Below are 14,877 nucleotides of genomic sequence, written 5' to 3' on the forward strand. Positions count from 1 at the left end.
TATGAATATTATTTATTATATATTCTTTATGAGTGTTATTCAACCACGATAGCCTTGGGAATGTCAAGAGCTTTTTTTTGTTTTTTTTTATTTATTGGGTTTTGTGTTGAGTCGGCAGGAATTTGTTCTGTAGTTGTTATACTGTGGAGAAGTGCTAATTGTGTGCAAGGAGGTCAAATGACGATTTATTTGAATGACGGTTTCCTGTATTGTTATGATGGTGGTGGTGTCATTATTGAATTAAAACCTTATTTTTTTTCTATGGTAAAATAGATTTTCCCTCAGTCTAAAATTAAATTTGGCGTATTCTGTCCGGTTTAAGAAGCCCCGTAGTAATAAAAGACGTCTCAGAGAATCTTCACTGTCAAGGAAAGTGCTTATCATTGGCATGTCTCTACGGTTGTCGTAAAAAATATACTTTAGAATAGTTAAACATTGGATTTAAATTCATATATTTTAAATCTATGATTAATATTCTTATAATTTTATATAAATATATATAGAGTTAATTTTTTGATCTGATTGGATTCATTTTTTTTGCTTTATGTTATTTTACATAAAAATCAGGTAATTGAATTTTTAAAGTGAGTTGTATTAAAAAATATAGCGAAAATATATCTGATAAAATCTAAAAATATAGTTGACTGAATAAAACATTTATGATGGAATATTGTTCATGATTATAAAATTTTGAGTTTTTTTCCCAACGCTGAAATCAATCAACCGCATTATAAAATTGAGAAATTGATTTCTGAACAAAACATTTAAGAAGGAGGCCATATGGCTGAAAAAAAGAAAACCCAAAAAGAGAAAGAGCCGGATATCACATTTTATCATCCGGATTTGCTTGAGATTCCCGAAAACGGATTGCCGTACCTTAAGGGGTATAAATGCAGAAAATGTGGTCAGCTTGATTTTCCCAAATTAACCCCTTGCCCCACCTGCTGGGGAGAGGACTTCGATGTGGTTCCCTTGTCCAGAAAGGGAATTTTGTACAGTTTTTCCGACCTTTATATCGGCCAGCCCGGTATGGCAACCCCCTATATTTGCGGCTATATTGATCTGCCGGAAGATATCAGAATTTTTGCCATGCTGAAAGGAGATGTCAATACCTTTAAATGTGACGAAGAAGTCGAATTGACAACGGGTCCGATAAGGAAGAATGCAGATGGTCTTCCAATTATCAGTTACATGTTCCAGAAAGTATAGGAGACGCATATGAGATTACAGCGAGATGTATATATAGCCGGAGTAGGTGAGACTGTTTTTGGCAGACATAAAATGGATTACGATGAACTGGGACGTATGGCAGCTTTTCAGGCAATCAAATCTTCCAATATTGAAGGACCGGGGATGATTGAGAGTGCCTATGTGGGTAATGCCACTAACGGTATCGTTACCGGGCAGACTATTTTTAAAGACATCGGTATCTGCGGAACCGCTCCCATCATCAATGTGGAAAGTGCCTGTTCGGCCGGTGCTATGGCAGTCCATCTGGCCATAAAAGATGTGGCCTGCGGGCTGACGGAATTATCCATGGGCGTGGGGGCTGAAAATCATACTCTTCACAGAGAAGCGGGTACGGCATTCCAGCCGGCAATGAACGATATTGAAGCCGTCCACGGTGGGGTTATGACCGGTAAATATGCCATGCGCGCGACCCGGTATATGCACGAGACCGGTGCCACTATTGAAGATCTGGCTTTGATCACCCAGAAAAGCAAGCGGCACGCCAAAAATAATCCTTATGCCCCTTTTGGGGGGGATTACAGTATTGAGGAAATTATTAATTCAAGAATGGTGGCCTATCCTCTGACGCTTCATCAGTGTTGTGGAATCGTTGATGGTGCAGGTGCTGTCGTGGTCTGTTCCGAGGAAATGATCAAAAAACTGGGGATTAAAAAACCGGTTAAAGTAAGAGGGTCCGTTGTGACATCCGGTCCGTATCATAACCGGCCAAGGGACATTACCGGTGATGATATCACTGAAATGACATCTGAAATGCTCTATGAGGAATCCGGAATCGGCCCCAAAGACGTTGATATCCTGGAATTGCATGATGCCTTTACCATTGCTGAGTTGCTTTATTATGAATGCATGCAGCTGTGTGACAAAGGGGATGGCCTGAAATTTTTGAGAGACGGTCAGTCAACCTATGGCGGGCAGTGCGTTGTCAGTCCCAGGGGCGGAATGCTGTCCTATGGTCATCCCATCGGTGCTTCAGGTGCGGCCCAGGTAGCAGCCCAGGTAAAACAACTCAGGGGAGAGTGTCAGGGCTACCAGGTAGAGCCGATTCCAAAGGTTGCCATGACCCATGTAACCGGCGGCGGTCTTTCTGGTACTGAACATGCGGCCTGTACAATGCATATGCTCACAAGTGATTTTTAAGAATTCAATAAAATCAAATACTTAGCTTGGATCGGTATAATGACTAATGAATGCAGCGAACAAGATGGGTTAAGCGTAGGCAGAGAATCTTGTAGGCCGTAGGGGTGATCGCGCGCACCCTGAAGTGCTGGTACAGCTTCGAAATGGTAATTGCGGATGCCGAGGGTTTCAACGTACGCCGAAGTTAACACAGAAGCATTCGTTAATGGCGAGAATGTGGAGGTCTGCCGGAGTCAACAGGCCGTGGCATGCAATAAGAGATCCGCTGTAGAACTCGGGAAGCCCCATTGCGCTCCTGACGTGGATAGTCCACGAACCAGGTGGGTCGTCGAAAGACGGCTATATGCCTTTGGGGTGTCTTAGAAGGCATAGTACTCAGAGTTTGGGAAATCCAGCCACACGATTTTAACCGCTACAGCGGTGAAGGCAAGGGAAAGGACCTGACGGAAGCATGTAGCCCACAAAGGAAACTCATTCCGGCTTTTACAGTCGGGTAGTAATAAACTATCGGCACTTCCCCAAGGACGTGTCAAAAATTTTATGAAAAGGAAAAAAAAATGAAGCTTTTTTTAAAATTGATGCTGGCTGTAGGATTTATTTTACTTTTGTCCACTTCAAGTCTCTATGCAACGGCAAACAATCATTATGTCAATGGCGGTGAGGGTGTAAAGGCCGCGACAGTTCCCCCTCCTGGTTTCTATTATCGCATGTACAATCTTTATTATACTGCCGATGAATTCATGGATGATAACGGGAATGAAACTCCCATTGATTTTGATGTGAATGTTTTTGCCGTCGTCAATAGGTTTATCTGGGTGACCGATAAAAAATTTCTTGGAGCCGATTTTTTTATGGATGCAGTACTCCCGATTGTATACACGGATATTGAAATCGGTGCTATGGGGCTGGATAAGGATGAGTTCGGTTTTGCAGATTTGCTTATTGAGCCAGTTGGCCTAGCCTGGCATGGTCCCAGATATGATGCTGTCGTGGCTCTCGGTGTCTGGTTGCCTTTTGGAGATTATGATATCAATAACGCGGCTTCCCCAGGCAAAGGCTTTACTACCTTTATGGCAACCTTTGGGGGAACCCTTTATCTGGATGCCGCGAAAACCTGGTCCGCATCAGCCCTTGGCAGATATGAGATTCATACGGAACAAGATGATCACGACCTGACACCCGGTGATGATTTCCATTTTGAATGGGGTATCGGCAAATCCTTTGCCAAAGTATGGGAAGCTGGATTGGCAGGCTATTGCCAGTGGCAGGTAAACGATGATTCAGGAGCAGATGCCGTGAACTCAGGCACCCATGATAAGGTTTTCGGCATAGGTCCTGAAATAGGCGTCTTTGTCCCCTCTCTCAAATCGTTTTTCAACCTGAGAAGCGTGTGGGAATTTGATGCAGAAGATCGGACTGAAGGAAACGTTGTTGCCCTGACCTTTACAAAAATATTTTAATTGCTGTTTCGCACATTTTTTTAGTTTATTTTATAAATCCTGGCCCTTTTGGGCCAGGTTGGACTTTTCAAAATGATGATATGGAAAAAAATGATATCATTGAAAATAGTTGCATCTATATTATCAATGAATTCAAAACCCAGGGAATGAGTGATTCCAAAAACAATTTTTTACTGGACTACGGGGTGGCGGTTCAAAAAGGTATACAGAATATAAAAATACCTTCGCAAAACTACCATATGTGCTAATATTTATTTTAACAGACCACTGCATATAGTGATAGAATTTGTAAATTGTGCATTCCGTAAAAGCCTTTCGATATTGACAGGGTACTTTCTGCTGAAGAAATTATCGTTTTAGACAAAGGAGGAAGTAACAATGTTTAAGAATATGAAAATAGGCGCAAAGATAGCGTCAGGATTTACTCTCATCACTATTTTGTGTGTTATGATGGGCATTATCGGTTGTGTGACTGTTAATAAAATTATTCATCAGATAGAAATTATAAAAATGGTCGAGGGACTTAAAGAAATTGGCGTCATAGCGGAACTGCAAAAGGTTAATTATTTTAATCATAAAGACGAAAAAAGTTTCAAGAATTTTGAAAAGGCTTTTCAGGATATTAAAACCAATACGATGGACGTGCTGAAAATTGTGGATGACAGTAATACTCAAGACGCATTGAGAAATGTGCTTGAGCGCCAGAAGGCTTATGCTGGTGCAGGATATAAAATGAATGATCTGGTACTCAAGATGAACAGTTCAAGTGATAAAATGCGTAATGCCGGTCGGGCTGTCGAGAGCTGTCTTAAAACAATGGAAGAAGCCAATGAGCCCATGACGGCCTTTTTAAACGCCAGGCGCCAGGAAAAGAATGTAATTATTTACGGGGACAAATTCTTGCATAAAGGTGAAAAGACATACTTCCAGAAATATCAGGATGAAATGGTAAAAATAAATAACTGGCCAGGTACTGATGACCGGCTGAAAAGCCTGACATCAGAATATGAAGTTGCCGTTTTGCAACAATTTAGCGAACAAAAACAGCTGGATAAAATCATTAATGAGATATCCCTTATTGGTCTGGGTGGGCTGAAGTCTATCGAGATTTCTCAGGATAAGTTTAAAGAGGTCGTTCTTGCAGGCCAGAATGCGGGCATAATGCTGATTGTTGTTGTTCTGGGGATATGCGTTTTAATGACAATTGTATTCGCTTTTTTCATTACACGCGGCATTACCAAACCGCTTAATAGTGTTATCGAAGGTTTGAGCGAGAGCTCCGAACAGGTTAATGCCGCCTCCGGTCAGGTTTCATCCGGCAGTCAATCCCTGGCTAATGGTGCTTCCGAGCAGGCAGCAAGTATTGAAGAGATATCATCATCCATTGAAGAAATGGCCTCCATGACCAAACAGAATGCGGATAATACGGGCCATGCGGACAGGATCATGAAAGAAACAGAACTGGAGCTTAACAAGGCCAATGATTTCATGTCTGAGTTGATCACATTCATGAAAGATATTTCCAATGCAAGCGATGAAACCCAGAAAGTCGTTAAAACAATAGATGAAATCGCATTCCAGACCAATTTATTAGCATTAAATGCGGCAGTAGAAGCAGCCCGCGCAGGCGAGGCAGGGGCAGGTTTTGCAGTAGTCGCGGAAGAGGTCAGGAATTTGGCACTCCGCTCTGCCGACGCAGCCAAGGATACGGCTATATTAATAGATGGGACTGTAAAAAAGATTAAAGGTGGATCAGACCTGGTAGAGCGAACCAATAATGCATTTAGTAATGTTATGGAAAGTGCTTCCAGGATCGGTGAACTTGTTGGTGGGATTGCCGCGGTCTCCCAGGAACAGAGCCAGGGTATTGGTCAGATCAACACGGCTGTAGCAGAGATGAGCAAGGTAACCCAGAGCAACGCCGCAACCGCAGAAGAGTCTGCATCGGCTTCCGAGGAGATGAGTGCCCAGGCAGAGCAGCAGTTGGTATTTGTAGAAGAACTGGCAGGCCTGGTTGGCGAAAGCGGTAAAGATTTGGTGGCCACCAGGAGAGTGCAGAGATCAGGCTGGGAGTGGACAGGTAAAAAGACAGGAGTCGGAGTTCAAAAAATTCTTGCAGGCTCTGTGAACAGGGCTGCCGGTAAAAATATAGCTGCTCATGGTATAAGAGAAGTCAGGCCTGAAGAGGTCATCCCCATGGAAGAAGTTGCTTTTAAGGACTTTTGATGTATATATTCGACTTAGGAACGCGGATTAAATAACTTCCGAAATTTGAATTGCCTCGGGAATAGCAACATAGTCCCATTGCGGTAAATATTTATCACTCGATGACCCGGTTTTTAGAACTTGACTTTTAAGTACACCCAAATGACGGGCATCTTGGTAGGCTTTATGATCTATCGGATCAAGTTCTATATATGCCAAGAGTGCTGATAAAAGGCGATTTTAAAAAAGCAAGATAAAAAAACTGGATCATCGAGTTTGTACACATGCAAAGAACTTCTTCAGTAAAATAGATTTACCCCTCAGTCTAAAATTAAAGTTGGCGTATTCTGTCCGATTTAAGACACCCCATAATAAAAGGCATCTCAGAGAATATTCACTGTTCAGGGAAATACTTCTCGTTGATGGGTTGATTGGAATTTGGTGTGTTCCTTTAAATATTCGATTAAAATTCATATTTTTTAAATTTATGATTAATATTCTTATTAAAAATATATAGGGGTTGACTTTTTTGATCCGATCGAGTTCGTTTTTTCTTAATGGTTTTTTACATAAAAATCAAGTGGTTGTATTTTTAAAACGGGTTGTATTAAAAAAAATATAGAGAAAATTTTTGATAAAAATATAAAATATGGTTGACTGAATAAAACATTTATGGTGGAATATTATTCATCATAGTAAAATTTTGAGTATTTTTAATATTAATTTTAAGGTTTTTTTCCCAACGCTGAAATCAATCAACCGCATTATAAAATTGAGAAATTGATTTCTGAACAAAACATTTAAGAAGGAGGCCATATGGCTGAAAAAAAGAAAACCCAAAAAGAGAAAGAGCCGGATATCACATTTTATCATCCGGATTTGCTTGAGATTCCCGAAAACGGATTGCCGTACCTTAAGGGGTATAAATGCAGAAAATGTGGTCAGCTTGATTTTCCCAAATTAACCCCTTGCCCCACCTGCTGGGGAGAGGACTTCGATGTGGTTCCCTTGTCCAGAAAGGGAATTTTGTACAGTTTTTCCGACCTTTATATCGGCCAGCCCGGTATGGCAACCCCCTATATTTGCGGCTATATTGATCTGCCGGAAGATATCAGAATTTTTGCCATGCTGAAAGGAGATGTCAATACCTTTAAATGTGACGAAGAAGTCGAATTGACAACGGGTCCGATAAGGAAGAATGCAGATGGTCTTCCAATTATCAGTTACATGTTCCAGAAAGTATAGGAGACGCATATGAGATTACAGCGAGATGTATATATAGCCGGAGTAGGTGAGACTGTTTTTGGCAGACATAAAATGGATTACGATGAACTGGGACGTATGGCAGCTTTTCAGGCAATCAAATCTTCCAATATTGAAGGACCGGGGATGATTGAGAGTGCCTATGTGGGTAATGCCACTAACGGTATCGTTACCGGGCAGACTATTTTTAAAGACATCGGTATCTGCGGAACCGCTCCCATCATCAATGTGGAAAGTGCCTGTTCGGCCGGTGCTATGGCAGTCCATCTGGCCATAAAAGATGTGGCCTGCGGGCTGACGGAATTATCCATGGGCGTGGGGGCTGAAAATCATACTCTTCACAGAGAAGCGGGTACGGCATTCCAGCCGGCAATGAACGATATTGAAGCCGTCCACGGTGGGGTTATGACCGGTAAATATGCCATGCGCGCGACCCGGTATATGCACGAGACCGGTGCCACTATTGAAGATCTGGCTTTGATCACCCAGAAAAGCAAGCGGCACGCCAAAAATAATCCTTATGCCCCTTTTGGGGGGGATTACAGTATTGAGGAAATTATTAATTCAAGAATGGTGGCCTATCCTCTGACGCTTCATCAGTGTTGTGGAATCGTTGATGGTGCAGGTGCTGTCGTGGTCTGTTCCGAGGAAATGATCAAAAAACTGGGGATTAAAAAACCGGTTAAAGTAAGAGGGTCCGTTGTGACATCCGGTCCGTATCATAACCGGCCAAGGGACATTACCGGTGATGATATCACTGAAATGACATCTGAAATGCTCTATGAGGAATCCGGAATCGGCCCCAAAGACGTTGATATCCTGGAATTGCATGATGCCTTTACCATTGCTGAGTTGCTTTATTATGAATGCATGCAGCTGTGTGACAAAGGGGATGGCCTGAAATTTTTGAGAGACGGTCAGTCAACCTATGGCGGGCAGTGCGTTGTCAGTCCCAGGGGCGGAATGCTGTCCTATGGTCATCCCATCGGTGCTTCAGGTGCGGCCCAGGTAGCAGCCCAGGTAAAACAACTCAGGGGAGAGTGTCAGGGCTACCAGGTAGAGCCGATTCCAAAGGTTGCCATGACCCATGTAACCGGCGGCGGTCTTTCTGGTACTGAACATGCGGCCTGTACAATGCATATGCTCACAAGTGATTGGTAGGATATGGCTCTGGAAATTTTATATAAAAAAGAAGGCATCCTTCATTTTCACGGGATCATTTTAAAAAAAAGTGTAAACGATTGTCGGGTATGGATGAAGGATGCCGAAAAAGGAGATTTTAAAAATGGGAACTTTTAAAGACAGAGTTGTTCTGATTGAATCGGTTGGGGATGAAATCGGATATGCAATCGCAGCAATGATGGCATCAAAGGGAGCTAAGCTGGTTGTCCTGGACATCAACGGTAAAAATACTTCCGATATGGTATCAAGGCTTAAAGAGATCGGTGTAGAAGTCCATGGCATAACAGCAGATTCTGCCGACTGTGCCGGTGCAAAAGATGCCATTACCAGTGTCATGGAAAAATATGGAAGGATTGATATCCTGGTCAATAATTCAGACCTGATCGTTAAAAACGAGATTGTGAATACCAAGGCCCAAAACTGGTATAACGGCTCAAAAGCCAACATAGATCCGGCGTACTTTATGTGCAGGGAAGTGATCCCGGTCATGCGGAAACAAGGGTATGGCCGAATCATAAATATCGGAAGCGTTGAGTATCTGGGCTTGCCCAATACCTCTTTATACAGTGCGGCAAAATCATCCATGTTTGGGTTTACCCGGTCGCTGGCACTTGAAACGGCCAAGGATAATATTACGGTTAACTGGGTGGTCAAGGGAACCATACAGTCCTCGGACATGTCTGAAGAGCAGGTTGAAAAACTTGCAGCCAAAATACCGGTAAAAAGATTAGGGACACCCGATGATGTAGCAGGCGCTGTGTCCTTTTTTGCTGCTGATACATCAAAATTTATAACAGGTCAGACATTCTTTGTCTGTGGCGGAAAAAGTCTGTCTTTTTCAATGTCGATTTAACGGTCTGTTATGATTAATTACGATATGTGGAGGTAAGAATGGGAATTAAAAATAGAGTTGCAATTATTACAGGTTCCGCCAGTGGTATGGGCAAAGATACAGCATTCATGCTGGCAAAAAACGGTGCCAGGATAGTCATTAACGATGTTTCCGAAGAAAAAGTGGATCAAACCACCAAGGAAATGCGGGATGCCGGATACGATGCCATTGGAATCGTTGCCGATATTTCAAACAAGGCAGCTGTTGAGTCAATGGTGGATGAAACCGTTAAATCATTCGGGTCCATAGATATTCTTGTGAATAATGCAGGCATAGAAAGGGCCGGTGCCTTGAGAAAACTTTCCGAAGCAGACTGGGATATGACAGTGAATGTATGCCTTAAAGGGCCTTTTCTCTGCAGCCAGGCAGTTCATGGTCATATGGTCGAACAAAAGCGGGGCCGTATTATCAACATTGCGTCTCGTGCATGGCTTGGCGGTATGGGACAGGCACCTTATTCTTCTGCAAAAGCCGGGGTGGTTGGATTAACAAGGACACTTGCTCTGGAACTGGGCTCAAAAGGCATTACGTCAAATTGTATTGCACCGGGACTTATTAAAACTCCATTATGGTATGAGCTTCCGGAAAAGACGCGTAATTTTTTAAAGGGCAAGCAGCCTTCCGGTAATATTGGAGAAGGAAATGATATTGCCAATACCATCCTTTATCTTGCTGATGATGATACCGGTTATGTGACAGGTCAGGTGTTGTATGTATGTGGTGGAAGAAGCTTGTTTTCCGGGTGATCAGTAATGACTTAAGCCTTGAAAAGTTGAGAATACCGGTCCCAGTATTCAGTTTTTTAAAATGTCATAATCAAATAAAAGAGTAGGAGGTAAAGCAATGGAAAGTGAATTGAAAAATAGATCCCTGTCTGATGTGAAAGTGCTGGATTTCACAGGAGAGCTGGGGCCCTATGCTTCAAAATTATATGCCGGACTGGGGGCTGAGGTGATTCACCTTGAACCAATAACCGGTGATCCTTTGCGGAAAAAAGGGCCTTTTTACAAAGGTGAAGAAGACAACATGGAAGCCAGCCTTCAATTCCTCTATTATAATGGCAATAAAAAAAGCCTGGTAGTGGATCTTCATAGGCCGGAGGGACAGGAAATTTTTTTAAAACTGATCGAGAATATTGATATTTTTATGGAGAGTTGTGTGCCGGGCTATTTGGATAGTCTGGGGCTTTCTTATGAAAAGCTCAAAAAAATCAATCCAAAACTTGTTCAAACATCCATCACACCTTATGGCTGTGTCGGACCCTATAAGGATTATCCCGGATCAGATCTTACCTGCTCTGCAATGGGAGGTTTTTTATATCTTGCCGGTATTGATAATGACAAACCTGTGAGAGCTTGTGACAACCAGGCCTACAGAATGGCTGAATCCTATGCGGCAGTCGGCAGTTCAATCGCTTTATTATATGCTAAGAGAACCGGAAAAGGTCAGTTTGTTGATGTGTCTGCCATGGAATCCGTGGGCATGGCTCTTGAAAATGCAGCACAATACTGGGATCTGGAAGGTTCTATCCGGCGTGGCAGGGGAAAAGAAGCTGGTTCTGCTACTGTTCATCCCTGTAAAGACGGTCATTTGGCCATTGTTGCCATAATGGGAAAAAACAAGAATATGTGGGATTCGTTTGTCCAGTGGATGAAAGATGAAAATGTGGAAGAACGAGAAGTGTTTGATGACCCAAGATGGATTGAACCTGCTTATAGACGATCTGATGAAGGGTATGAAACTTTTTGCAGGATTTTTCATCGGTTTACAATGCAACACGATAAAATGACTCTGTATGAAAAAGGACAGGCCAGCCGAGTAGCCATTTCCCCGGTTAGTAATGGAAAGGATCTGCTTGAGAATCCACAGCTGAAGCATAGAAATTTCTGGCAGACTATTGAACATGAAAATCTTGACGGAGGAGAAGTCACCTTTCCCGGAGCGCCTTATGAATTTGGTGAACTGGACTGGCGTTTTGGTTTTCCAGCACCACGGTTTGGAGAGCATACCGCTCAAATTTTAGAAAGTCTTAATTATACTGGCGAAGAAATTACTGTTTTTTCAAAGGAGGGAATTATAAATGTCTAATTTTGAAAAAGCATTAGAAGGACTTGTTGTATGCGATTTTTCATGGGTTGGTGCAGGTCCGATTACCACAAACGTATTAGGGCAGTGTGGTGCCGAGATTATCAAGATTGAAAGCCTGAAACGACCTGATATTTTGAGAAAAGGCGGACCCTTTAAGGACGGGATTGCAGAAGGCTTTGAGCGAAGCGGTTATTTTGCAAACAGAAATCCCAACAAAAAGTGCATCTCCCTGAACATGAGACAGGCCAAAGCGCGTGACGTAGCGATTCGCTTGATAGAAAAAAGTGATATCATTATTAACAATTTTCGCGTAGGGCAGATGGAAAAATGGAACCTCGGGTGGGAAGATGTTAAAAAAATAAATCCCCGTATTATTTATGTGACAATGAGTTTACAGGGAATAGACGGACCCCATAAATCCTATATGGGATTCGGGGTTAACCTGAATGCACTTTGCGGATTAACAGCACAGGCTTGTATGCCGGGCAAAAATCCTTTTGGCACCGGTACCAATTACACGGACCATGTCATGGTTCCGAGCCACACTCTTTTTGGAATAATGGCGGCCTTGCTTCAGCGTGAAAAAACAGGCAAGGGACAGACCGTTGAAGTGTCTCAGCTTGAGTCGGCCATTGCCATGAAACCCATTGACAGCATGCTGTATGCGGCAAACAAAGAGATTCTGGGTGGGATGGGATGCAGTGATCCCGATGCTGCTCCGCATGGTGTGTATGAAACACTCGGGTACAGGAAATGGCTTGCCATTGCCGTATTTACGGATGATGAATGGACAGGATTTAAAACAGTAATGGGAAATCCTGCCTGGGCCGAAGATGAAAAATTTGCCACTCTGGCAAGCAGAAAAGAAAACGAAGATGAACTGAACAGATATGTTGAAGAGTGGACAAAAGATAAATATGCGGCAACACTGATGCGGCAATTGCTGGCTCACGGTGTGAGGGCCGGTGTTGTAAATGATGCCAGGGCTGCCATAGAGGATGAACATCTTATCGAACGTAATTTCTGGTCATATCTGAATCATTCCGAGGTCGGACGAACGCTTTATAACAGAGCGCCCATAATGTTTTCCGAAACACCAATTGAAATGAAAACAGCAGCTCCGCTTCTGGGTGAGCATACTGACGAGGTGTTAACCGGCTTTTTAGGGTATACAAATGAAGAACTTGAACAGCTTAAAGCCGAGGATGTGCTGACCTGATAAAAATGAAATAACATTTTTATGATATTTATTTAAACCGTATAAAAAAAAGAGAGTGATGATGGATTTTAGTATATCTGAAGAATATATGATGTTGAAAGAAGCCATGAGGGAGTTTGTAAAACGTGAACTTCTTCCTTTGGAAAAAACATTGCTTGAACGGGATATGAGTTTGTGGACGAAACCTGGGCCCCTTATTCCCAAAGAAGATTCCGAACGTCTGTATGCCGTTAGCAAAGAGTTGGGATTCTGGGGCATTGAAGTCGAAGAAAAATTTGGGGGCCAGGGTCTTGGCATGCTGGCAAAAACTTTGGTTTCAGAAGAACTGTGCAAAAGTTTTGTGGGATTTTCGCCCCATGGTTTTACGCTTCCCCCGGATGCACCAAATCTTTATTATCTTGATGCCTGTTGTAAAGGTGATCAGCGGGAAAAGTATTTTATTCCATATTGTAATCGGGAACTTGATTCTGCCATGGCGTGTACGGAACCGGATGCAGGATCAGATGTGAGCGGGTTAAAAACAACCGCAGTTCGAAAAGGTGACAAATGGATCATAAACGGGACAAAAACTTTTATCAGTAAATGTGATAAGGACAATGTGTTTTTTATTCTGATTGCAGTGACTGATAAGGAAGCTTCAAGCAAAGGCAAATTTACGGCGTTTTTAATTGACAAAGACATGCCAGGCGTACGAATTGGAAAAGAAATTCCTGTTATTGGCGCAATGCCGACATGGGAGCTGATTATTGATGACGTTGAAGTGGGAGATAATGCGATTTTAGGAGAATTGGGGCAAGCATTTATTCCCCTTCAGAATCGTTTTGGTGTTAGGCGTATTGAAATTTCTTCATGGTGTACGGGAATGGCAGAACGAATTATTCAAATGATGATTGACCATGCAAATACAAGGGTTACATTTGGCGAGCCCCTTGCTGAACGTCAGACAGTTCAGAATTGGATAGCGGATTCGACCATAGAGCTTGAGCATGTTCGTCTTAAATTATATTATACTGCCTGGAAGTCTGATCAGGGACATACTGATTTGAGGATAGAAGGATCAAGTATAAAAATAGCGGCAACAGAGATGCTTACCAACGTAGTTGACAGAGCAATACAGCTTCATGGTGGTGTAGGCCTTTCAAAGGAATTGGGTCTTGAATATGTGGCACGGATGGTCAGACTGTTTAGAATCGTTGAAGGTCCCAGTGAAATTCATAGATGGACAATTGCGAGACAGCTTTTACGGGAGAAGAAACCCTATAATCCATTTATTGTAAGTACTGAAGAAAATTAATAAAAATTACCGGTACTACCGGAGCTGAAAGGAGTTGTCATAGTGGGTGTAGACTTTAATAAAGAAGATCATGTTGCGTATATAACATTGAACCGACCCGATACCATGAATTCCCTTGATCCTGAATCTGTTGCAAGGCTGGCTGAGATCTGGGCGGAAGTGGTAAATGATGATGATATTCGTGTTTCAGTGCTGACAGGAGCAGGAGAAAAATCCTTTTGTACAGGTACGGACATGAAAAAAACCCCTCCACCGGAAGAATGCATGGCCTCCATATGGTTAAGAGAAGGGCAGCCAATCGTTCCCCATATGAAGATGTGGAAACCTTTAATCTGTGCCGTCAACGGTTATGCCGTGGGCGGCGGTATGGAAATGGCCTTGGCATGTGACCTGAGGATTGCCAGCAGTAATGCAAAATTTGGATTAACGGAAGTAAAAGTGGCAAGTCTTGCCGGTTTAAACGGTACTCAATGCATGCCCAGGGCAATTCCTCAAGCCGTTGCAATGAAAATGTTGCTGACAGGCGAGATGATTGATGCAAAAGAAGCCCACAGGGTCGGACTGATCAGTGATGTTGTGGAGCCCGGCGAACTGATGGATTTTGCTAAAAAACTGGCCTTGAAAATTGCAGGCAATGCACCCTTAAGTGTAAAGGCTGCAAAACAGGCAGCAGTTATGGGCCTTGAAATGCCGCTGGAACACGGTATTGCCTTCTCACATCTGCTTTGGGGCGTGTTACGTGACACAGAAGACAGAAAAGAAGGATTTACAGCATTTGCAGAAAAAAGAGCGCCCCAATGGAAGGGCCGATAGATATCGATAGATAATAGAGCGGGGGGTATTTTTTACAATATTTGAGTTGATCCTTAATATAACTTTGGTAAAA

The 14,877-nt window shown here is 42.7% G+C and carries 13 protein-coding genes; all 13 read left to right on the forward strand.

Features of this window, described 5'->3' with window-relative positions; genetic code table 11:
- Window positions 1-780: 780 nt before the first annotated feature.
- Complete coding sequence (locus TOL2_RS00830) at window positions 781-1,209, forward strand: Zn-ribbon domain-containing OB-fold protein (RefSeq protein WP_014955671.1); 429 nt, start codon at window positions 781-783, stop codon at window positions 1,207-1,209.
- Between the two features lie 9 nt (window positions 1,210-1,218).
- Complete coding sequence (locus tag TOL2_RS00835; RefSeq protein ID WP_014955672.1) at window positions 1,219-2,388, forward strand: thiolase family protein; 1,170 nt, start codon at window positions 1,219-1,221, stop codon at window positions 2,386-2,388.
- Between the two features lie 557 nt (window positions 2,389-2,945).
- A complete protein-coding gene (locus tag TOL2_RS00840) occupies window positions 2,946-3,848 on the forward strand; it encodes a SphA family protein (RefSeq protein ID WP_014955673.1) in 903 nt (300 codons plus the stop codon).
- Between the two features lie 80 nt (window positions 3,849-3,928).
- On the forward strand, window positions 3,929-4,096 hold the full coding sequence (locus tag TOL2_RS24735; protein WP_158406045.1) for a hypothetical protein: 168 nt from the start codon (window positions 3,929-3,931) through the stop codon (window positions 4,094-4,096).
- A gap of 130 nt (window positions 4,097-4,226) precedes the next feature.
- Window positions 4,227-6,074: a methyl-accepting chemotaxis protein gene (locus TOL2_RS00845; protein WP_014955674.1), complete on the forward strand. Its 1,848-nt coding sequence runs from the start codon at window positions 4,227-4,229 to the stop codon at window positions 6,072-6,074.
- Between the two features lie 795 nt (window positions 6,075-6,869).
- The gene (locus TOL2_RS00850; protein WP_014955671.1) at window positions 6,870-7,298 is read left to right on the forward strand and encodes a Zn-ribbon domain-containing OB-fold protein; all 429 of its coding nucleotides are present in this window, start codon (window positions 6,870-6,872) and stop codon (window positions 7,296-7,298) included.
- A 9-nt stretch (window positions 7,299-7,307) separates the two neighbouring features.
- Window positions 7,308-8,477, forward strand: a complete 1,170-nt coding sequence (locus TOL2_RS00855; RefSeq protein ID WP_014955675.1) for a thiolase family protein — start codon at window positions 7,308-7,310, stop codon at window positions 8,475-8,477.
- A 124-nt stretch (window positions 8,478-8,601) separates the two neighbouring features.
- Window positions 8,602-9,351, forward strand: a complete 750-nt coding sequence (locus TOL2_RS00860) for an SDR family NAD(P)-dependent oxidoreductase (RefSeq protein WP_051012230.1) — start codon at window positions 8,602-8,604, stop codon at window positions 9,349-9,351.
- Between the two features lie 38 nt (window positions 9,352-9,389).
- Entirely contained in the window at window positions 9,390-10,136 is a 747-nt protein-coding gene (locus TOL2_RS00865; protein ID WP_014955677.1) for an SDR family NAD(P)-dependent oxidoreductase, read from the forward strand.
- 97 nt (window positions 10,137-10,233) lie between these two features.
- Entirely contained in the window at window positions 10,234-11,478 is a 1,245-nt protein-coding gene (locus TOL2_RS00870; protein WP_014955678.1) for a CaiB/BaiF CoA transferase family protein, read from the forward strand.
- Window positions 11,471-12,697: a CaiB/BaiF CoA transferase family protein gene (locus TOL2_RS00875; RefSeq protein WP_014955679.1), complete on the forward strand. Its 1,227-nt coding sequence runs from the start codon at window positions 11,471-11,473 to the stop codon at window positions 12,695-12,697. Before TOL2_RS00870 ends, TOL2_RS00875 begins: the two co-directional genes overlap by 8 nt.
- A 58-nt stretch (window positions 12,698-12,755) precedes the next feature.
- Window positions 12,756-13,991 (forward strand): acyl-CoA dehydrogenase family protein, encoded by a 1,236-nt coding sequence (locus tag TOL2_RS00880; protein ID WP_232508022.1) that lies wholly within the window; start codon window positions 12,756-12,758, stop codon window positions 13,989-13,991.
- A gap of 42 nt (window positions 13,992-14,033) precedes the next feature.
- Window positions 14,034-14,804 (forward strand): enoyl-CoA hydratase/isomerase family protein, encoded by a 771-nt coding sequence (locus TOL2_RS00885; RefSeq protein WP_014955681.1) that lies wholly within the window; start codon window positions 14,034-14,036, stop codon window positions 14,802-14,804.
- Window positions 14,805-14,877: the final 73 nt, after the last annotated feature.

This window comes from Desulfobacula toluolica Tol2, from assembly GCF_000307105.1.
In the GTDB taxonomy this organism is placed as follows: domain Bacteria; phylum Desulfobacterota; class Desulfobacteria; order Desulfobacterales; family Desulfobacteraceae; genus Desulfobacula; species Desulfobacula toluolica.